17 protein-coding genes and 1 pseudogene are annotated in these 19199 nt (G+C 75.5%); 15 read left to right on the top strand and 3 right to left on the bottom strand.

The genetic code is table 11. From position 1 onward, the window contains the following. Positions 1 to 79 precede the first annotated feature (79 nt). The 7 genes from QC029_RS24790 to QC029_RS24760 all read left to right on the top strand — a co-directional run bounded on the left by QC029_RS24790 (position 80) and on the right by QC029_RS24760 (position 8857). Entirely contained in the window at positions 80 to 2269 is a 2190-nt protein-coding gene (locus tag QC029_RS24790) for an NB-ARC domain-containing protein (RefSeq protein ID WP_279557999.1), read from the top strand. Positions 2270 to 2430: 161 nt separating this feature from the next. After that, the gene (ald, locus tag QC029_RS24785) at positions 2431 to 3546 is read left to right on the top strand and encodes an alanine dehydrogenase (protein ID WP_279558004.1); all 1116 of its coding nucleotides are present in this window, start codon (positions 2431 to 2433) and stop codon (positions 3544 to 3546) included. A gap of 459 nt (positions 3547 to 4005) precedes the next feature. After that, entirely contained in the window at positions 4006 to 5145 is a 1140-nt protein-coding gene (locus QC029_RS24780) for a ParA family protein (protein WP_279557998.1), read from the top strand. Then, the gene (locus QC029_RS24775; protein ID WP_279557997.1) at positions 5142 to 5777 is read left to right on the top strand and encodes a hypothetical protein; all 636 of its coding nucleotides are present in this window, start codon (positions 5142 to 5144) and stop codon (positions 5775 to 5777) included. The genes QC029_RS24780 and QC029_RS24775 overlap by 4 nt, the downstream gene beginning before the upstream one ends. A 26-nt stretch (positions 5778 to 5803) precedes the next feature. Next, the gene (locus tag QC029_RS24770) at positions 5804 to 6994 is read left to right on the top strand and encodes a segregation/condensation protein A (protein WP_279557996.1); all 1191 of its coding nucleotides are present in this window, start codon (positions 5804 to 5806) and stop codon (positions 6992 to 6994) included. Further along, on the top strand, positions 6991 to 7689 hold the full coding sequence (scpB, locus tag QC029_RS24765) for an SMC-Scp complex subunit ScpB (RefSeq protein WP_279557995.1): 699 nt from the start codon (positions 6991 to 6993) through the stop codon (positions 7687 to 7689). The genes QC029_RS24770 and scpB overlap by 4 nt, the downstream gene beginning before the upstream one ends. A 22-nt stretch (positions 7690 to 7711) precedes the next feature. After that, positions 7712 to 8857: a pseudouridine synthase gene (locus QC029_RS24760; protein WP_279557994.1), complete on the top strand. Its 1146-nt coding sequence runs from the start codon at positions 7712 to 7714 to the stop codon at positions 8855 to 8857. 189 nt (positions 8858 to 9046) lie between these two features. On the opposite strand, the pseudogene QC029_RS24755 reads toward QC029_RS24760, so the two are convergent. Continuing rightward, positions 9047 to 9757: pseudogene (locus QC029_RS24755) on the bottom strand (nucleotidyltransferase domain-containing protein). A 172-nt stretch (positions 9758 to 9929) separates the two neighbouring features. On the opposite strand from QC029_RS24755, the gene aroH reads away from it, so the two are divergent. The 5 genes from aroH to der all read left to right on the top strand — a co-directional run bounded on the left by aroH (position 9930) and on the right by der (position 14646). Beyond that, entirely contained in the window at positions 9930 to 10292 is a 363-nt protein-coding gene (gene aroH, locus QC029_RS24750) for a chorismate mutase (RefSeq protein ID WP_279557993.1), read from the top strand. Further along, complete coding sequence (locus tag QC029_RS24745) at positions 10289 to 11377, top strand: prephenate dehydrogenase (protein WP_279557992.1); 1089 nt, start codon at positions 10289 to 10291, stop codon at positions 11375 to 11377. The genes aroH and QC029_RS24745 overlap by 4 nt, the downstream gene beginning before the upstream one ends. Before the next feature lie 124 nt (positions 11378 to 11501). Further along, entirely contained in the window at positions 11502 to 12233 is a 732-nt protein-coding gene (gene cmk, locus QC029_RS24740; protein ID WP_279557991.1) for a (d)CMP kinase, read from the top strand. Positions 12234 to 12313: 80 nt separating this feature from the next. After that, positions 12314 to 12904 carry a 1-acyl-sn-glycerol-3-phosphate acyltransferase gene (locus tag QC029_RS24735; protein WP_279558003.1) on the top strand — a complete coding sequence of 197 codons (591 nt, stop codon included), beginning with the start codon at positions 12314 to 12316 and terminating at the stop codon, positions 12902 to 12904. A gap of 275 nt (positions 12905 to 13179) precedes the next feature. After that, positions 13180 to 14646 (top strand): ribosome biogenesis GTPase Der, encoded by a 1467-nt coding sequence (gene der / locus QC029_RS24730; RefSeq protein ID WP_279557990.1) that lies wholly within the window; start codon positions 13180 to 13182, stop codon positions 14644 to 14646. Positions 14647 to 14741: 95 nt separating this feature from the next. Here the strand turns inward: der and QC029_RS24725 are convergent, their stop codons facing one another. Both QC029_RS24725 and QC029_RS24720 read right to left on the bottom strand, forming a co-directional pair. Beyond that, positions 14742 to 15056, bottom strand: coding sequence for a hypothetical protein (locus QC029_RS24725; RefSeq protein WP_279557989.1), 315 nt, complete (start codon positions 15054 to 15056; stop codon positions 14742 to 14744). A gap of 68 nt (positions 15057 to 15124) precedes the next feature. After that, the gene (locus QC029_RS24720) at positions 15125 to 15958 is read right to left on the bottom strand and encodes a hypothetical protein (RefSeq protein WP_279558002.1); all 834 of its coding nucleotides are present in this window, start codon (positions 15956 to 15958) and stop codon (positions 15125 to 15127) included. A 446-nt stretch (positions 15959 to 16404) separates the two neighbouring features. Here QC029_RS24720 and QC029_RS24715 point away from each other — a divergent pair, with 446 nt between their 5' ends. The 3 genes from QC029_RS24715 (at position 16405) to QC029_RS24705 (ending at position 19173) form a co-directional block, all read left to right on the top strand. Next, on the top strand, positions 16405 to 16659 hold the full coding sequence (locus QC029_RS24715) for a hypothetical protein (protein WP_279557988.1): 255 nt from the start codon (positions 16405 to 16407) through the stop codon (positions 16657 to 16659). Between the two features lie 241 nt (positions 16660 to 16900). Continuing rightward, positions 16901 to 18181: a glycosyltransferase family 4 protein gene (locus QC029_RS24710; RefSeq protein ID WP_279557987.1), complete on the top strand. Its 1281-nt coding sequence runs from the start codon at positions 16901 to 16903 to the stop codon at positions 18179 to 18181. Beyond that, positions 18178 to 19173, top strand: a complete 996-nt coding sequence (locus QC029_RS24705; RefSeq protein WP_279557986.1) for a hypothetical protein — start codon at positions 18178 to 18180, stop codon at positions 19171 to 19173. The genes QC029_RS24710 and QC029_RS24705 overlap by 4 nt, the downstream gene beginning before the upstream one ends. Positions 19174 to 19199: the final 26 nt, after the last annotated feature.

Below are 19199 nucleotides of genomic sequence, written 5' to 3'. Positions count from 1 at the left end.
GCGCCGGACGGCCGGCCCGGCGCCCGGAGCGCGTTCAGGCCCCGGTGCGGACCGTCCGGTGTGAACTACCCTTCCAGCCGTGACGGATCAGGCGGTGCACTCCGGCGGACCGGCCCCGTCCGCCGGAGCCGTGGACGGGGGCGCGGCAGCGGGCGGTTTCGTCGGGCGGCGGCGCGAGCTGGCCCAGCTGTGCGCCGACATCGAGCGCGCCGGGCTCGCCACCCTCTCCGGCCGCCCCGCCGCCCGCTGCCGCGTCCTGCTCGTCGCGGGCCGCCCCGGCTCCGGCCGCACCGCGCTGGCGGAGGAGTTCGCGCGGCGGGTGGCCGCCGGCTACCCCGACGGGGTCCTGCGCGCCCGGCTCACCGATCCGGACGGCGCCCCCGTCCCCACCGAGCGCACCGTCCGGGACCTGCTCGGCGCGGCCGGCGGCTCCGTTCCCGCCCCTCCCGCCGGGGCGGGGGACGGGGAGCTCGCGCAGGCGCTGCGCGCCGCCCTGGCCGGCCGCCGCGTCCTGCTGCTCCTGGACGAGGTGGCCGGTCCCGAGCAGCTCCACGAGCTGCTCCCCGACAGCCGGGACTGCCTCGTCCTGGCCGTCTCCCGGGGACCGCTGACCGGCGTCCCGGACGTGCTGCCCTGCACGCTCGGCGGGCTCGACACCGCCTCGGCCGTCACCCTGCTGGACCGGTGGGCCGGGGACACCCCCCGCGTCACCGTCGACCCGCGCGCCGCCGAGTCACTGGCCGAGGCGTGCGGCGGCCGGCCCGCCGCGCTCGTCCTGGTCGGCGGCTGGCTGGCGGCCCACCCCACGGCGTCCGTCGCCGAGGCGGCCCGGCGGTTCGGCGAACTCCCCGACGACCTGCCCGGCGGCGCGGCGGACGACGCCGGAGTCCCCGACGACGCGTCGGGGCGGGTGCCCGGGGGCTTCCCCGCCGCCGTCCCCGGGCCCCGTACGCGTCCCGCCGAGGTCACCCGGCCGCTGGTCCGCGCCTTCCACCTGGTCCACGGCTCCCTGCCGCCCCCCGCCGCCCGCCTCCTGCGCCTGCTGGCCCTCGCCCCGGCCGGCCTCGCCGACGCCCACACCGCCGCGGCGCTGGCCGGGTGCCCGGTGGGCGAGGCCGCCGCCGTGCTGGAGGGCCTCGGCCGGCTCGGTCTGCTGCGCGCCACCGCCACCCCCGGGCTGTACGCCGTCCCGGGCTGCCTCGCCCCCGTGCTCGCGGCCGTACTGGCGCGGTGGGAGCGCCCCGCCGAGGCACGGCTGGCGCGGGCCAGGGCGCTGGAGCGGTCGGTGCGGCTGCTGCGGTCCTGCCGGGCCGCGGCCGAACCGCCCGGCTCACCGGCGCGCAGGGCGGCGGCCGAGCTGCCGCGCGCCCTGCGCTTCGAGACCCGCGCCGCCGCTGCCGCCTGGCTCGGCTCCCGGCTGCCGGCCCTGCGGGCCGCCGCCCGCGCGGCCGTGGCGGACGGGGAGCTGGACACCCTCGCCCGGCGGCTGGCCGCCGCCCTGGCCGGGGCGCTGACCGCGCACCTCGGCCCCGAGGCCGCCGCCCCCGAGCTCTACCGGCTCCACGAGCTGCTGCTGACCGTCACCGAGCGGCGGGGCCTGCACGGCGAGCACGCCGCGCTCCTGCTCGACCTCGGCGACCTGGACGCCCGCGCGGGCCGCCCGCACCGGGCGCTGGCGCGCTACCGCACCGCCCTGGAGGCCGCCCGCGCCGACGGCGCACGCGGCGGCGGCCGGAGCGTCGGGACGGCGGCGCGGGCGCTGGAGTCCCTCGGCGACACCTACGCGCGCCTGGGCGACCGGCAGCGGGCCGGCGACTGGTACGGCCGGGCGCTGGCGCTGAGCCAGACCCGCGGCGGGCTGGCGGACGAGGCCCGGCTCAACGGGCTGATCGGCGCCGGGCACCTGAGCGAGGGGCGCTGGGAGGAGGCCCTGCGCGCGTGGCGGGCCGCCGCCGCGGCCTGCCGGAGACTGCGGGACGGCGAGGCGTACGCGCGGGCGCTGGAGGAGGTCGCCAGGGTCCAGGAGTACGCGGGCCGTGCCGAGGAGGCGCTGCGCACCCGCCGCCGGGCCCTGCGCTGGGCGCGTCCCGGTACGGGCCGGGAGGAGCGGCCGGGAGGGGGCCCGCGGGACGTGCGCGGGCCGCTGGAGGGCGAGTTGGGAGCCCGCTCGCGCCGTACGGCGGCGCGGTGGATGCTGGAAGAGGTGCCGGGCGCTGCCGACCGCGGCAGGCCTGCCTGCGAAATAGACAGCGATCCTCGTAAAAATTGACCCTTTGCAAGGCTGGACAGGGCGAAACCCTTCATTAAACTGGCCGAGCTGCGGCTGCTCCCTCGCATCCGACATCTACCCCCATGTGCTGGTGCGGCGGAGTGTGCCCCGGTCCACTCCGCAACCCATGACACCCCCATGAGACAAGGACCGTGATCGACGTGAAGGTCGGCATCCCCCGCGAAGTCAAGAACAACGAGTTCCGCGTGGCCATCACCCCGGCCGGTGTGCACGAGCTCGTACGCAACGGGCACCAGGTCCACGTGGAGCGGAGCGCAGGTCTGGGCTCCTCCATCCCCGACCGGGAGTACACCGACGCCGGCGCCGTCATCCTGGACACCGCCGACGAGGTGTGGGCCACCGCCGACCTGCTGCTGAAGGTCAAGGAGCCGGTCGCCGAGGAGTACCACCGGCTGCGCAAGGACCAGACGCTCTTCACCTACCTCCACCTGGCCGCCTCCCGCGAGTGCACCGAGGCCCTGCTGCGCTCGGGCACCACGGCCATCGCCTACGAGACGGTGGAGACCGCCGACCGCGCGCTGCCGCTGCTGGCGCCGATGTCGGAGGTCGCCGGCCGGATCGCCCCGCAGGTCGGCGCGTACCACCTGATGCGCTCGGCCGGCGGCCGCGGCGTGCTGCCCGGCGGCGTGCCGGGCGTCGCGCCGAGCCGGGCCGTGGTCATCGGCGGCGGCGTCTCCGGCTGGAACGCCACCCAGATCGCGATCGGCATGGGCTTCCACGTCACCCTGCTCGACAAGGACGTGCGCAAGCTGCGCGAGGCCGACCGGATCTTCGGCACCCGGGTGCGGACGATCACCTCCAACGCGTACGAGCTGGAGAGGGCCGTCCTCGACGCCGACCTGGTCGTCGGCGCCGTGCTGATCCCGGGCGCCAAGGCGCCGAAGCTGGTCACCAACGAGCTGGTGTCGCGGATGAAGCCGGGCAGTGTCCTTGTCGACATCGCGATCGACCAGGGCGGCTGCTTCGAGGACTCGCGCCCCACCACGCACGCGGAGCCGACCTTCACCGTCCACGACTCGGTCTTCTACTGCGTGGCCAACATGCCCGGCGCGGTGCCGAGCACCTCCACCTACGCGCTCACCAACGCCACGCTGCCCTACATCGTCGAGCTGGCCAACCGCGGCTGGCGCGACGCCCTGCGCCGCGACCCCGCGCTCGCCAAGGGGCTCAACGTCCACGACGGCGAGATCACCTACGGTCCGGTCGCCGAGGCGCACGGGCTTCCGGCGCGCGAGCCGGGCACGCTGCTCGGCTGACGATCCGGTAGACAAGTCGTCATACGGAGCGCCGGTGACGGTCAACGGCGTACGTCAACGTCACCCGTCAACGCCGTCACCGCCGCATCACCGGCCGGAACCCGGGCGCCCCCGGGTTCCGGCCGGCTGCCTCTCCCGTACGCCCGCCGGCCCCGGGCCGACCCGGCTCGACGCGGCCGACGCGCCGTCAACTCGCCGCGATCGTCGCCCTTTGCCCCTTTCGCGCCTCTGTGCGACCCTGCCCGCGCGGCTGTTACGCCCTTGACAGACGGGTACATGGTCGCCGACACATCCGGCCGTCTACGGCGGATTGTGTTGCTGCGGACCGCCGACACGCCATAGAGTCGCCAATCATCGGCATGGTGCCACGCTGACCTGTCTAGAAGTTTCCTGGTCACCAAGGAGGTAGGACGACTTGTGAATGAGTCGACATTTACTCCCCGGGGTGGTCAACCAGGAATGCCTTCGCGGGGCCACGGCCCCTCGGGACTCAAGGCCGTCGGCTCCGTCGCTGTCCAGACTTTCGCAGCCCACCAGAACCAGGCGAGCATGACAGCCCATCAGAGCATGGACGGCCACCAAGCGAACGCCATGGCCGCCGACCACCGGGGCGGCGAGACCGGCCGGCCGGCCGACCACGCGGAACCCCGGTACGAAGAACTCCCCGAGGGGCACTTCTACGACCCCGACGCGGAGTACGAACCCGACCCCGAGTACGCGGCCACCCTCGCGCCCGACGCCGCGCGGCAGCGCCGCGAGCGCATCGGCCCCACGGGCCGTCCGCTGCCGTACTTCCCGATCCCCGGCCCGGTCACCGAGCACGGCCCGGCGAAGATCATCGCGATGTGCAACCAGAAGGGCGGGGTCGGCAAGACCACCTCGACCATCAACCTGGGCGCCGCGCTCGCCGAGTACGGCCGCCGGGTGCTGCTGGTGGACTTCGACCCCCAGGGCGCCCTCTCCGTCGGCCTCGGCGTCAACCCGATGGAGCTGGACCTGACCGTCTACAACCTGCTCATGGAGCGGGGCATGTCGGCGGACGAGGTGCTGCTGAAGACGGCGGTGGCGGGCATGGACCTGCTGCCCAGCAACATCGACCTGTCCGCGGCCGAGGTGCAGCTCGTCAGCGAGGTCGCCCGCGAGTCGACGCTCCAGCGCGCCCTGGCGCCGCTGCTGCCCGACTACGACTTCATCGTCATCGACTGCCAGCCGTCCCTCGGTCTGCTCACCGTCAACGCGCTGACCGCCGCGCACAAGGTGATCGTGCCGCTGGAGTGCGAGTTCTTCGCGCTGCGCGGTGTGGCGCTGCTGACCGAGACGATCGAGAAGGTCCAGGAGCGGCTCAACCCGGAGCTGGAGCTCGACGGCATCCTGGCGACGATGTACGACTCGCGCACCGTGCACAGCAGGGAGGTGCTCGCGCGCGTGGTCGAGGCGTTCGACGACAACGTGTACCACACCGTCATCGGGCGCACGGTCCGCTTCCCGGAGACCACGGTCGCCGGCGAGCCGATCACCACGTACGCCTCCAACTCCGTCGGCGCCGCCGCCTACCGCCAGCTCGCCAGGGAGGTGCTCGCCCGGTGCCACGCCGAGTGAGTCTCCCGGCAGCCGACGAACTGTTCCGTTCCACCGGGGGGTCCCCGGTCCAGCCGTCGACCCCCCACCAGCACACCGGCGGCGACTCCTCCGCCGCCTCCCGGCTCCCCGCTCCGGCGGGCGGGCAGGGCACCGCGGGCGAACACGCCCCGGCGGGCGACGGCGACGGCCCGGAGCGCGCGGCGGACACCGCCGACGCCCCGGACGCCGGCGGCCACAGCGGCCGCGGCCCCCGCCAGGCCCCGGTGCCCGGCCAGAACGCCGGGCGCGGCGACGGCCGCGACGCGGCCGAGGGCCGCCGGGGCACGGCCCAGCCTCCGGCCCAGCCCGCCGCGGGCGGCGCCCGGGGCCAGGCCCGGGGCCGTACGGCGGTGGGTGCGGCGGCGCCCCGGCGCGGCAGGCCCGCGGCCCGGCGCCCCAGCGGACGCGAGCGCCACGACGAGAAGATCACGGTCTACGTCTCCGCCGAGGAGCTGATGGACCTCGAACACGCCCGGCTGGTGCTCCGCGGCGAGCACGGCCTGGCCGTGGACCGCGGCCGGATCGTCCGCGAGGCGGTCGCCGTGGTCCTCGCCGACCTGGAGTCGCGCGGCGACGCGAGCATCCTGGTACGCCGCCTGCGCGGGCGCTGATCCGCGGGGCGGTAGCCTGCCCCGCGATGCCGACCGCCGACGACCCCGTGCCGAACCCCCGGCGCTCCCGCCGCCCACTGGGCCGGGGGCCGGGGGCGGCACCGGCCGCCCCCGCCGCCCCGCCGCCACCGCCACCGTCACCGGAGCCCGTGCCCGAGCGCGGACCGGCGGGGGAGCCGGACACGGCCGGACCGGCCGGTCCCGGGCCCGTGCCCGAGCCGGCAACGGGGGAGCCCGTAGCGGCGCCGGAACAGCGGCCGGAGAGCCCTCCCGAGGCCGGGCGCGTCCCGGAGCCCGCGGAACCCGGCGGTGATTCCGGTGGCGATCCCGGTGGCGATTCCGGCGGTGATCCCGGCGGCGGCCCCGCCGAGGGCGGGGCCGAGCCGGACGACGGCCGCTTCAAGGTCGTCCTGGACAACTTCGAGGGCCCCTTCGACCTGCTCCTCCAGCTCATCTCCAAGCACAAGCTGGACGTCACGGAGGTGGCGCTGTCGAAGGTCACCGACGAGTTCACGGCCCACATCCGGGCCATGGGCCCCGACTGGGACCTGGACCAGGCCACCGAGTTCCTGGTCGTCGCCGCCACCCTGCTCGACCTGAAGGCCGCGCGGCTGCTGCCCGCCGCCGAGGTCGAGGACGAGGCCGACCTCGCCCTGCTCGAGGCGCGCGACCTGCTCTTTGCCCGGCTGCTGCAGTACCGCGCCTACAAGCAGGTCGCCGCGGTCTTCGGCGAGCGCCTGGCCGCCGAGTCCCGCCGCCACCCCCGTACGGTGGGACTGGAACCGCACCACGCCGAACTGCTGCCCGAGGTGGTCATCAGCATCGGCCCCGAGGGCTTCGCCCGGCTCGCGGTCAAGGCGATGCAGCCCAGACCGGAACCGCAGGTGTACGTCGACCACATCCACGCCCCCCTGGTCAGCGTGCGCGAACAGGCGGAGATCGTGGTGGCCCGGCTGCGGGAGCTGGGCGAGGCGAGCTTCGCGGCGCTCACCGAGGACGCGGGCGACACCCTCACCGTCGTCGCCCGCTTCCTGGCGCTGCTGGAGCTGTACCGGGAGCGCGTGGTCGTCCTCGACCAGGAGGAGGCCCTGGGCACCCTCACCGTGCGCTGGAGCGGCGGGGAGGAGACGCGACCGCTGGTCACCGACGAGTTCGACGCGGGCGACGGCACAGACGGGGGCGACGGCGACGGCGACGGGAAGGACGGCCGCAGATGAACACGGGCACGGGCACGGGCACGGACACGGGCGAACCGGGGGTGTCAGGGGTGCCGGGGACGCCGGGGAAGGAGCCCCGCCCGCCGACCGGTGCCTCCGCCGTCGCCGAGCTGGACCTCAAGCCCGCCCTGGAGGCGGTGCTGATGGTCGTCGACGAGCCGGCCACCGAGGAGCACCTGTCCAGGGTCCTCCAGCGGCCCCGCCGCGCGGTCGCCGTGGCGCTGCGCGAGCTGTCCGACGAGTACACCCGGCAGGGCCGCGGCTTCGACCTGCGGCTGGTCGCGGGCGGCTGGCGGTTCTACACCCGCCCCGCGTACGCCGACGCCGTCGAGGGCTTCGTCCTGGACGGCCAGCAGGCCCGGCTCACCCAGGCCGCGCTGGAGACCCTGGCCGTGGTCGCGTACCGTCAACCGGTCAGCCGCTCGCGGGTCTCGGCGGTGCGCGGCGTGAACTGCGACGGGGTCATGCGCACCCTCCTCCAGCGCGGTCTGGTCGAGGAGGCGGGCACGGAACCCGAAACAGGTGCGATCCTGTACAGGACGACGAACTACTTCCTGGAGCGGATGGGCCTGCGCGGTCTGGACGAGCTTCCGGAGCTGGCGCCCTTCCTCCCGGAGGCGGACGCGGTCGAGGCGGAGAGCCAGGAGGGTGTGCCGTCGTTCGACGTGGACGACAGCGGCGATTCCCAGACGTAGAGACAGTTAGACGGAAACCTTGATGCGAAGCAGCGGCAGGAACAGCAACCGGAACTACCGGGGCGCGGGCAACAGCCGCGACGACAGGCAGAAGCGCGCGGGACGCCCCCGCCCCGAGGAGCGCCGGTACGACGCCGGCACCGGCGGCGGACCCGACAGGCCCGGCAGGCCCAAGGGGCAGGGACAAGGGCAGGGACAGGGACAGGCGCCCAGGGGCGCCTCCCAGGGCGGTCCCAGGACCGGGGCCAAGTCCGGGGCCGGGACCGGGGGCAGGCCCGGAGCCAGGACCGGGGGGCCCGGAGCCGGAGGCAAGGGCGGCGCCCGGAGCGGCGACCGCGGGCGCTCGGCCCCGTCCCGCCCCCGCGAGTACGAGGCGCAGATCGAGGAGCGCAACCGCGCCCGGCACGCCAAGCCGGCGCTCAAGCTCCCCAAGACCTTCGGCGAGGCGGAGGGCGAGCGGCTGCAGAAGGTCCTGGCCCGCGCCGGCATGGGCTCGCGCCGCGCCTGCGAGGAGCTGATCGACCAGCGCCGCGTGGAGGTCAACGGCGAGATCGTCACCGAGCAGGGCCTGCGCGTGGACCCGGAGAAGGACGAGATCAAGGTCGACGGCCTGACGATCGCCACGCAGTCGTACCTGTTCTTCGCGCTCAACAAGCCCGCCGGCGTCGTCTCCTCCATGGAGGACCCGGAGGGCCGCCAGTGCCTGGGCGACTACGTCACCAACCGCGAGACCCGGCTCTTCCACGTCGGCCGTCTCGACACCGAGACCGAGGGCCTGATCCTGCTCACCAACCACGGCGAGCTGGCCCACCGCCTCACCCACCCCCGCTACGGCGTCCAGAAGACCTACCTCGCCGCCATCCAGGGCCCCATCCCGCGCGACCTGGGCAAGCGGCTCAAGGACGGCGTGAAGCTGGAGGACGGCTACGCCCGCGCCGACCACTTCAAGGTCGTGGAGAACACCGGCAAGAACTACCTCGTCGAGGTCACCCTCCACGAGGGCCGCAAGCACATCGTCCGCCGCATGCTCGCCGAGACCGGCTTCCCGGTCGACAAGCTGGTGCGCACCCGTTTCGGCCCCATCGCGCTCGGCGACCAGAAGTCCGGCTGGCTGCGCCGTCTGACCAACACCGAGGTCGGCATGTTGATGCGGGAGGTCGACCTCTAGTCCCAACGCCGTTCAGCCCCGCCCGGCTTCCGGCCCCGGCCCCGGACATCCCTGGCCGGGGCCGCCGGGCGCCCGCCGGGACGGGCGGCATGGCCGTCCCGGCCGCCGGTCTCCCCGACCCGCGCCCCGCCCTCGCCGGGCAGCGCCGCCCCCGGCCGTACGCGCCCGTACGGCCGCCGGGCAGGCGGCTCAGACGCGGGCGCGGCGGACGCGGACCAGGAAGTCCTCCACCCGGGCGCGGTCCGGCTCGGCGGGCAGCGGACTGCGGGCCGCGGCCCCGTCCGCCTCCTCGCGGAGGCGGGCGAGCCAGGACTCGACCTCGGGCCAGGGCACCTCGCCGCGCCGGACCGCCAGCAGGCGGTCGCGGTGGGCGCCCACGTCGAGGACGAGTTCGCCGGTGCGCAGCAGGTCGCGGCAGGACAGCAGCAGTCGCGCCAGGTGCGTCACCTGCTTCTAGCGCACCTCGCCGTGCGTCCGCAGACGCGCCCGCAGCCTGCGGCGCTGTCCCTCGGCGTACCCGGTGAAGGTGCCGTGCGCCTGCCGGGAGAGGAAGGCGCCGCGCAGGGCGAGGAACTCCCGGCCGGTGTCGTCGACGCGCTCGACCAGGGGGGAGTGCAGGCACTCCAGGATGCCGGGATTGGCGCGCAGCCCCAGCGAGCAGAAGCGCTCCAGCTCCCAGGAGAACTCCTCCGGGCGCGGGCCGTCCACGTGCGTCGGCGGCTTGTCCAGGCGCCAGAACAGCGCCGTCGGGGCCACGTACACACCGCGCCGGTCGGTGTCGCTGTCCTCGGTCGCCAGCCCGAAGGCGCGCGAGCCCATCACGCAGGCGTAGACGGTGTGGTCGCGCACCAGGTCGTGCGGAACGACGGCCGGCGCGGGAGCCGGAGGGGCGGAGGGCACGCCGGACGCGGGGAACGCGGAGGACGCGGGAGACGCGGAGGACGCGGGGAACACGGCCGCGATTGTGGCACGCGCGGCCGTCTCGCAGGGCGGGCGGTGGACACGGCAGCCGCGGCACGCCCCTACGCTGGTCGGGACAGCAGCACAGCCGCGGACGCAGGGGAGCGAGCAGGTGACGGTACGAGCGGTGCGGGGCGCCGTGCAGTTGGACAGGGACGAGGCCGGGCACACGGACGAGCGGGTCTCGGAACTGCTCACCGCGATCCTGGAGCGCAACGCGCTGACGGCCGAGGACCTGACCAGCGTCTGGTTCGCCGCCACCCCCGACCTGCGCAGCGACTTCCCCGCCGCCGCGGCCCGCAGGCCGGGCATCGTGGACGTGCCGCTGATCTGCGCGCAGGAGATGGACGTCACCGGCGCCATGCCGCGCGTGGTCCGCGTCCCCGCCCACGTCGAGACCGCGCCGGCGAAGGCCGGGATCTCCCACGTCCACCTCGGCGCCGCCGCGGCCCTGCGCGAGGACGTCGCCCAGTGAGGACCGCCCTCGTCATCGGCACCGGACTGATCGGCACGTCCATCGCACTGTCGCTCGCCGGGCGCGGGGTGCGGGTGCACCTGGAGGACCACGACGCCGACCAGGCCCGTACCGCCGCCGCCCTGGGCGCGGGGACCGACCAGCCGCCCGAGGGGCCGGTGGACCTCGCCGTCGTGGCCGTGCCGCCCGCGCACATCCCCGCCGTCCTCGCCGCGGCCCAGCGCCGGAAGGCGGCCCGGGGCTACCTGGACGTCGGCAGCGTCAAGGGCGGACCGCGCCGGGAGGCCGAGGCGCTGGGCTGTGACCTGACCACCTACCTGGGCACGCACCCGATGTCCGGGCGCGAGATCTCCGGCCCGCTGGGCGCCACCGCCGACCTCTTCGAGGGGCGCCCCTGGGTGCTCACGCCCACCCCGGAGACCGACACCGAGGTGCTCAACCTCGCGCTGGAGCTGGTCTCGCTCTGCCGCGCCGTCCCGGTGGTGATGGACGCCGACGCCCACGACCGGGCCGTCGCCCTGGTCTCGCACACCCCGCAGCTGCTGTCCAGCCTGGTCGCGGCCCGGCTGGAGGGCGCCGACGAGACGGCCGTGCGCCTGTGCGGCCAGGGCATCCGCGACGTGACGCGGATCGCCGCCTCCGACCCGCGCATGTGGATCGACATCCTCTCCGCCAACCCCGGCCCCGTGGCCGACGTCCTGGCCGCCGTGGCCGGCGACCTGGAGGAGACGGTGCGGGCGCTGCGCGCCCTGCAGTCCGCCGACGACGCCAAGCGCACCGACGGGGCGGCGGGCATCGAGGACGTGCTGCGCCGCGGCAACAGCGGCCGCGCCCGGATCCCGGGCAAGCACGGGCAGGCCCCGGCCGCGTACGAGACCGTGGCCGTGCTCATCAGCGACCGGCCGGGCGAGCTGGCCCGCATCTTCGCCGACGCCGGGCGGGCCGGCGTCAACATCGAGGACGTCCGGATCGAGCACGCCACCGGCCAGCAGGCCGGCCACGTCCAGCTCATGGTCGAGCCCAGCGCCGCCCCCGTCGTGACGGCGGCGCTGCGCGAGAGGGGCTGGGCCATCCGGCAGCAGTAGGGGGTTCCGGCCGGCGGTAGCCTGGTGCCGGACGGGGAGGCCGTGCCGGCGTCCCCCGCGCCGGTGCCCCCGCGCCCGCGTCCCGACCCGTGCTCCGAGCAGTTCGAGAAAGGTGCCCGACACCGTGGCAGCAACCTCCCGGCAGGCGTCCTCCGTGTCCCCGGACGCCCCGGTCCCCGTCATCGTCGCCATCGACGGCCCCTCCGGCACGGGCAAGTCGAGCACCTCCAGGGCCGTCGCGGCGAAGCTCGGCCTGAGCTACCTGGACACCGGCGCGCAGTACCGCGCGATCACCTGGTGGATGCTGACCCACGGCGTCGACGTCCGGGACGCCGCGGCCGTCGCGGCCGCCGCCGACCGGCCCGAGATCCTCTCCGGCACCGACCCGGCCGAGCCGACCATCACCGTGGACGGCACGGACGCCTCCGGCCCGATCCGCACCCAGGAGGTCACCGCGGCGGTCAGCGCGGTCAGCGCGGTGCCCGAGGTGCGGAGCCGGATCACCGAACTCCAGCGCGCCATCGCCGCGGGAGCCCCCACCGGCATCGTCGTCGAGGGCCGGGACATCGGCACCACCGTCCTGCCCGACGCCGACCTGAAGATTTTCCTCACCGCCTCGCCCGAGGCCCGCGCGGCCCGCCGCGGCGGCGAGCTGAAGAGCAGCGGCAACCAGCCGGTCGACCTGGACGCCACCCGCGAGGCGCTGCTCAAGCGGGACGCCGCCGACGCCGGCCGCAAGACCTCCCCGCTGCGCAAGGCGGACGACGCGGTGGAGGTGGACACCACCGAGCTGACCCTGGAGCAGGTCATCGAGTGCGTCGTCACCCTGGTCGAAGAGAAGCAGCAGGCCAGGTGAGCAGGGAGGACAGAGGCGGGGCTCCGGGCGTGCCCAGCGCGCGGGGCGCCGCGGTCGGGCGCCGCATCGGGATCGGCCTGATGTACGGGCTGTGGCGGCCGAGGGTGCTCGGCGCCTGGCGGGTCCCGGCCGCCGGACCGCTGATCCTCGCCGTCAACCACACGCACGCCGTGGACGGCCCGCTGCTGATGGGGACGGCCCCCCGGCCGGTGCACTTCCTGATCAAGAAGGAGGCGTTCACCGGCCCCCTCGACCCCTTCCTGACCGGCATCGGCCAGATAGGGGTGGACCGGGAGAGGGCCGACCGCGACGCCATCACCCGGGCCCTGGCCGTGCTGGGGAACGGCGGCGTGCTGGGGATCTTCCCGGAGGGCACCCGGGGCGAGGGCGACTTCGCCTCGCTCCGCTCGGGCCTGGCCTACTTCGCGCTGCGGTCGGGGGCGCCCGTCGTCCCCGTCGCGGTGCTGGGGACGGCGGGGACGCGGGGGCGGGCGATACCCGCGCTGCCCCCGTTGCGCGCCCGCGTCGACGTCGTGTTCGGCGAGCCCTTCGAGGCGGGCGACGGAAGCGGCAGACGGACACGGGCGGCGCTGGACGAGGCGACGGTGCTGATCCGGAAGCGGCTGACGGCCCACCTGGACGACGCCCGGCGCAGCACCGGCCGCGCTTAGGAGATAATGGGCTTTTGCGCACCACGCCCCGGCGGTGCGGTGCGCTCCGCCCGGCACTCCCGCCCGGCACTCCCGTGCGGGCTCCGCGCGGGGCGGGGCGCGGAAGCGGGGACGGCGCTTCGTGACTCCGCCCCCCTCCGCGGGGAGGGGGCTCCCGGCCCGGAGGCCGCGGCCCGGCCCGGTCCGATCCCTTGCGGGACTGGCCGAAAGCACCACGAACCAGGGAAGCGATTCCCCCACCGGTCGGATCCGGTGGTTCCCTCGCTAGGAGACTCATGGACGAGCAGACCCACGTCGGCGACGAGCACGGGCACGGTGAGCTCGGCGACGCCGAGTACGCGGAGTTCATGGAGCTCGCCGCGCAGGAGGGGTTCGACGCCGAGGACGTCGAGGGCGCGCTCGGCGAGGCCGGGCACGGCCCGCTGCCGGTGCTGGCCGTCGTCGGCCGCCCGAACGTCGGCAAGTCGACCCTGGTCAACCGCATCCTCGGCCGCCGCGAGGCCGTCGTGGAGGACCGCCCCGGCGTCACCCGGGACCGGGTCACCTATGAGGCCGAGTGGGCGGGCCGCCGCTTCAAGGTGGTCGACACCGGCGGCTGGGAGCAGGACGTCCTGGGCATCGACGCCTCCGTGGCGGCCCAGGCGGAGTTCGCCATCGAGGCCGCCGACGCGGTGGTCTTCGTCGTGGACGCCACCGTCGGCGCGACCGACACCGACGAGGCCGTGGTGAGGCTGCTGCGCAAGGCGGGCAAGCCCGTGGTGCTGTGCGCCAACAAGGTCGACGGGCCCTCCGCCGAGGCCGACGCCGCCATGCTGTGGTCGCTCGGCCTCGGCGAGCCCCATCCGGTCTCCGCCCTGCACGGCCGGGGCACCGGCGACCTGCTGGACGAGGTGCTGAAGGTGCTGCCCGAGGCGCCGCCGCAGACCTTCGGCGCCGGGGTCGGCGGCCCGCGCCGGGTGGCGCTGATCGGTCGCCCGAACGTCGGCAAGTCCTCCCTGCTCAACAAGCTGGCGGGGGAGGACCGGGTGGTCGTCAACGAGATGGCGGGCACCACCCGCGACCCCGTGGACGAGCTGATCGAGCTCGGCGGCAAGACCTGGAAGTTCGTCGACACCGCCGGCATCCGGCGCCGCGTCCACCTGACCGAGGGCGCCGACTACTACGCCTCGCTGCGCACGGCCGCCGCCCTGGAGAAGGCCGAGGTCGCGGTCGTCCTCATCGACGTCAGCGAGCCGATCAGCGTGCAGGACACCCGCATCCTCACGATGGCGGTCGACGCCGGACGCGCGCTGGTCATCGCGTACAACAAGTGGGACACCCTCGACGAGGAGCGCCGCTACTACCTGGAGCGCGAGATCGAGACCGACCTCGGCCAGGTGAAGTGGGCGCCGCGGGTGAACGTCTCGGCACGCACCGGACGCCACATGGAGAAGCTGGTGCCGGCGATCGAGACCGCGTTGGCCGGCTGGGAGACCCGGGTGCCGACCGGCCGCCTCAACGCCTTCCTGGGCGAGCTGGTCGCCGCCCACCCCCACCCGGTCCGGGGCGGCAAGCAGCCCCGCATCCTCTTCGGCACCCAGGCGGGCACCCGCCCGCCGCGCTTCGTCCTCTTCGCCTCCGGCTTCCTGGAGGCCGGCTACCGCCGGTTCGTCGAGCGGCGGCTGCGCGAGGAGTTCGACTTCGAGGGGACGCCCATCCACATCTCGGTGCGGGTGCGCGAGAAGCGCGGGCGCAAGAAGTGAGGTGAGACGGGCCGCGGGCGACCGGGCCGGAGGAGGACTCCGGCCCGGTCGCCCGTCGTGGCCGGTGAGGCCGTGTCCCGCCGCGGGGCACGGCCTCACCGCTCGTAGGAGCGGCCGTCCCGCGGGGCGGGGGGCAGGACGGCGGGGACGGCGGGGAGGAAGCCGCCGATCCGCCGCCCGCCGTCCCAGTGGGCCGTCCCGGTGCCGAAGCCCGTGAACCGCAGCTCCTCCTCACCGCTCCGGTCCCCGGGCAGGGCCCGGAACAGGCGCCGGTACTCGGCGTACAGCGCGTCGTAGATCGGGGTGGCCGAGAAGTGGCCCGACATGGGCTCGTGGGGGACGCGCATCCCCGGGATCTGGCCGCGATTGAGGTGCGCGTTGTGGGTGCGGGAAGGTTCGTAAGGCTGCACGTCAGTGCCAACGATCACGCCGCCCGGCGGATGCGGGCCCGGCAGGGGGAAACGGAATCACGGATTCCTCAGGTGCCCGCCAGCGGCATGGCGGCGGCCACCAGGACGCCGCCGGCGGCGGCCTTCTCCAGCGCCTCGCGCAGCAGGTCCTCACGCGGCTGCTGGCCGATGGTGCCGACCGGGGCGGCGTAGACGTAGACGGTCCGCGTCCGGCCGGCCGCCGTCCGCCAGTCGTCGGTGACCGGCAGCGGCTGGTGCGCCTGCCACCAGGAGGTCGGCTGCCCGCCGGCGGCGCCCGGCTGGAGGATGGCGTGGAGCCGGCCCATGGCCAGCAGGACGGACCAGCCGGCGACCGGGAGGGGGGCCCGGGCCACGTCGAGGACCGGCAGGAAGCCCTGCTCGATGAGGAGCGGCAGGAAGTCGTCGCCGGGGCCGTCGGAGCCGGGGCGGGCGATCGGCGCGGTGGGCTCGACGACGAGGGCCGGGTGGAGCTGGTCGTCGATGAGCACCTGGCCGCAGGTCACGCCCAGGACGGCCTGGCGGGAGGAGGGCGCGGGCCGGGCGCCGGCGGAGGGCGCGCCGGCGGGGACGGACGACGGGGAGGCGCCGGCCGGCGCGGGGGCGTCGCCGGGCCGGTCGCCGGTGATGGTGCGCACGGCGTCCTTGAGCTGCTCCTCGGAGACCGGGACGACCTGGGAGGGGATGCAGCTCGCGTGGGCGAAGGCGAGCACGGCCGTCTCCCCGCCGAGGAAGAGCACGGTGCTGGTGCGCTCCTGCTCGGGGTCGCCGGGGGCGCGGCACGAGGTGCAGTCGTAGCTGCCGGGGGCGCTGTCACCGGCGATCAGCCGGGCGGCTTCCTCCTCGCCGATCTCGGCGCGGACGTCGTCGCTGACATCGAGCATGGGGGACACGGGTGAACTCCTGGCGTTCGGTTCTGGTTCACATGCACAACGGGGGACCGGGGGCCGTGGTCACGAGCCGGGGGGAGCCAGGTCGCACGGGCGGATGCGTGGGGAGCGGCGCGCGCCGGTCCGTTCCACCGCTCGCCAGGAAGCGTGAGAGCGTGGCGGGACGACGGCGGCGGGAGGGCGCGCGGAACACGGGGCGCGGTCCGCCGACCGGGTGGGGACCGCCTCCGGCCCTGGCGCGTTTGCGCCGGTGGTGCGGCGGTGCGGGCCTAGCGTGGAGTGGTGTCGCACACGCGTCTCGGCTCCCGGGCCGCCTCCGTCCCCGCCCCGCGCCGCGCCGCTCCACCGGAGCCGGCCGCCGCGGAGCGGCGGTCGCGTGGCCGTCCGGGACCGGCGACGGGCGCGGTACCGTCCGACGCCGCCGGGGCCACCGCGCCGGCGTGCCCGAGGACACGGAGGCGGCCGGGAGGGAGATCCGCGAGAACCGGGGTACGTTCCCGCCAGGGGAGGCGTTCCCCGACCAGAGGGCCCACACGACAGGGGACGCGCGGCGGCCGGCGCCGCCGGCGGCCGTCCCCGACGACCACGCACTGATCCTCAGGGGCGCCGCCGCCCCGTCCGGCCCCTTCCGCGCCGCCGTCCGCCAGGGCGGGGAGCGGGCGAGGGACCTGGCGGGACGGCGCGCGCGCCGGTGAAGAACAGCGGAAGCGCGTTCGAGCCGCCCGGCCCCGGCCGGGCCGCCGACGCCGCCGGGACGGCCGACCGGGCCACCGGGTTCCCGGAGAACGCTCACGATGAGCGAACCATTCGGGTACGAGGTGGTCAAACGACCCAACCACCGGCGGCCGTCCGGAGTCTTCCCCGGTGGAACGCGACATCAGGAACCGCGACACCGGGAACGGCTTGTCCGCGCGCTTCCGTGGGACATGGAGACGGATGCACATCTCTTTCCTTCTGCATCACGGGTACGGCATCGGCGGAACGATCCGGACCACCTACAACCTCGCGTGCGCGCTCGCGGAGCAGCACGACGTCGAGATCGTCTCGGTCTTCCGGCACCGCGACCGTCCCGTCTTCGACCTCGGGCCGGGAGTGCGCCTGCGCCACCTGGTGGACATGCGCAGGCACAGCCCGGACTACGACGGGGACGACCCCGAGCACGCCCGGCCGTCCAAGCTGTTCCCGCGCGCCGACGGCAACCACCGCAAGTACAGCGCGCTCACCGACCGCCGGATCACCGAGCACCTGGCCACCACCGACGCGGACGTCGTCGTCGGCACCCGCCCCGGCCTCAACACCATGCTCGCCCTGCACACCCGGCCCGGTCCGGTGCGCCTGGGGCAGGAGCACCTGACGATCTCCACCCACTCGCGCGCCCTGCGGATGACCCTGCGCGGCGCCTATCCGCGCCTGGACGCCCTCACCACCGTCACCGAGGCCGACGCGCGCGACTACCGGCGCATGATGCGCCTGCCCGGGGTGCGGGTGCAGGCGGTGCCCAACGGCGTCCCGGCGCCGATGGTGAGCCCCTCCGACGGCACCGCGAAGTGGGTGGTCGCCGCCGGCCGGCTGGCCCCGGCCAAACGCTACGACGTCCTGCTGAGGGCCTTCGCCAAGGTCGTCGAGCAGCGGCCCGACTGGCGGCTGAGGCTCTACGGCGGCGGCCGCGAGGAGGCCCGGCTGCGGGCCCTGGTGGAGGAACTCGACCTCTACAACCACGCGTTCCTGATGGGACCGGCCCACCCCATCGAGGCCGAGTGGGTCAAGGGCTCGGTCGCCGCCGTCACCTCCAGCCTGGAGTCCTTCGGCATGACGATCGTGGAGGCGATGCGCTGCGGCCTGCCGGTGGTGGCCACCGCCTGCCCGCACGGACCGGGCGAGATCATCGCCGACGGGGTGGACGGGCGGCTGGTGCCCACCGGCGACGTCGACGCCATCGCCTCGGCCCTGCTGGAACTGATCAACGACGACGGGCTGCGGCAGCGGATGGGCCGCGCCGCGATCGCGGACGCCGCCCGCTACGACCCCGCGCGGATCGGCGAGGTGTACTCCACGCTCTGCGCCGAACTCGTCGCCCGCGGCGGGCGGACCGGGGTCGGTCGGCTGCGCTCCTCCCTGCACCGCACCCGAGGAGCCCTGCTCGGCGGGGCGTACGCCACCAAGGACGCCCTGGTCCGCGCCCGCCGAGGCGTCCTGAGAGGAGGAAGGACCGCATGACCGCGACCACCCGCAAAGCCGCCGGTACGCCCGACACCCCCGGGATGACGGCGCCGCGAGCCGACTGCACGGCGGACAGCGCGGGCGGCCTCAGCTTCGACATCGCGCTGCCCGGCGCCGCGCAGCGCTGGGACACCGCCCTGCTGCTGCGCCTGCGCGACTCCGAACCGGAGGAGTCGGTGCGACTGCCGCTGGAACCGCTCTCCCACGGCACGGACGGCACGAACGACACGGACGGCACGGACGACATGAAGGGGACGGGCGGCGCGGACGGCTCCGGCGACTCCGTGCTGCGCGCCGTCCTGCCCAGCACGGTGCGGCTGGCCGAGGGGCGCTGGGACGCCTATCTGGCGATCGGCGAGGGCGAGCCGCAGCGGCTGCTGCCCGGATGCGGCGACCTGCGCTCGCTGGTCGACCGGGTCCCGCGCACCGACCGGACCTGGCTGGGCGTGCGCATCCCGTACGCCACCAAGTACGGCAACCTCTCGGTGCGCTCCTGGCTGCGCTGGCCGCACGCCGAGGCGGGGGACCTCTGGCCCCGGGACGGCGGGCTGACCCTCCACGGGCGGCTGTACGGGGCCGAACTGACCCCCACCGCGCGGCTGGAGGCCCGCCCCCGCCGAGCCGCGGCCCCGGACACCGGGGAGGCGCCGGTCGTCACCGGCGAGGTCACCCCGACCGGGACGCCCGCCCAGGGGCACGGCTTCACGGCGAAGCTGGCCTACGGCGACCTGCTCCGGGAGGACGGCGCGGCGGACGACTGGCAGCTGTGGCTGCGCCCCGCCGAGGACGCCGAACCGGTGCGCGTCGCCCGCATCCTCGACGACATCGCCGACAAGCACAAGGTCCTGCGCTACCCGGCGCGCCCCGTCGCGGCCGGCGGGAAGGACGGGGCGCCGGGCGGGGACGGGGCGCCGACGGCCCGCCCGTACTACACCGGCGCCAACGATCTGGCGGTACGGCTGGAGCGCGCCGACCCGTCCGGCGGCTGACGCCGGTCCGGCCGCGCGACCGCCCG

The sequence above is a fragment of the Streptomyces sp. DH37 genome, from assembly GCF_029813835.1.
Lineage (GTDB): Bacteria > Actinomycetota > Actinomycetes > Streptomycetales > Streptomycetaceae > Streptomyces.
The sequence above is the reverse complement of the archived record's forward strand: the minus strand, read 5'-3'. Positions and strand labels throughout refer to the sequence as shown.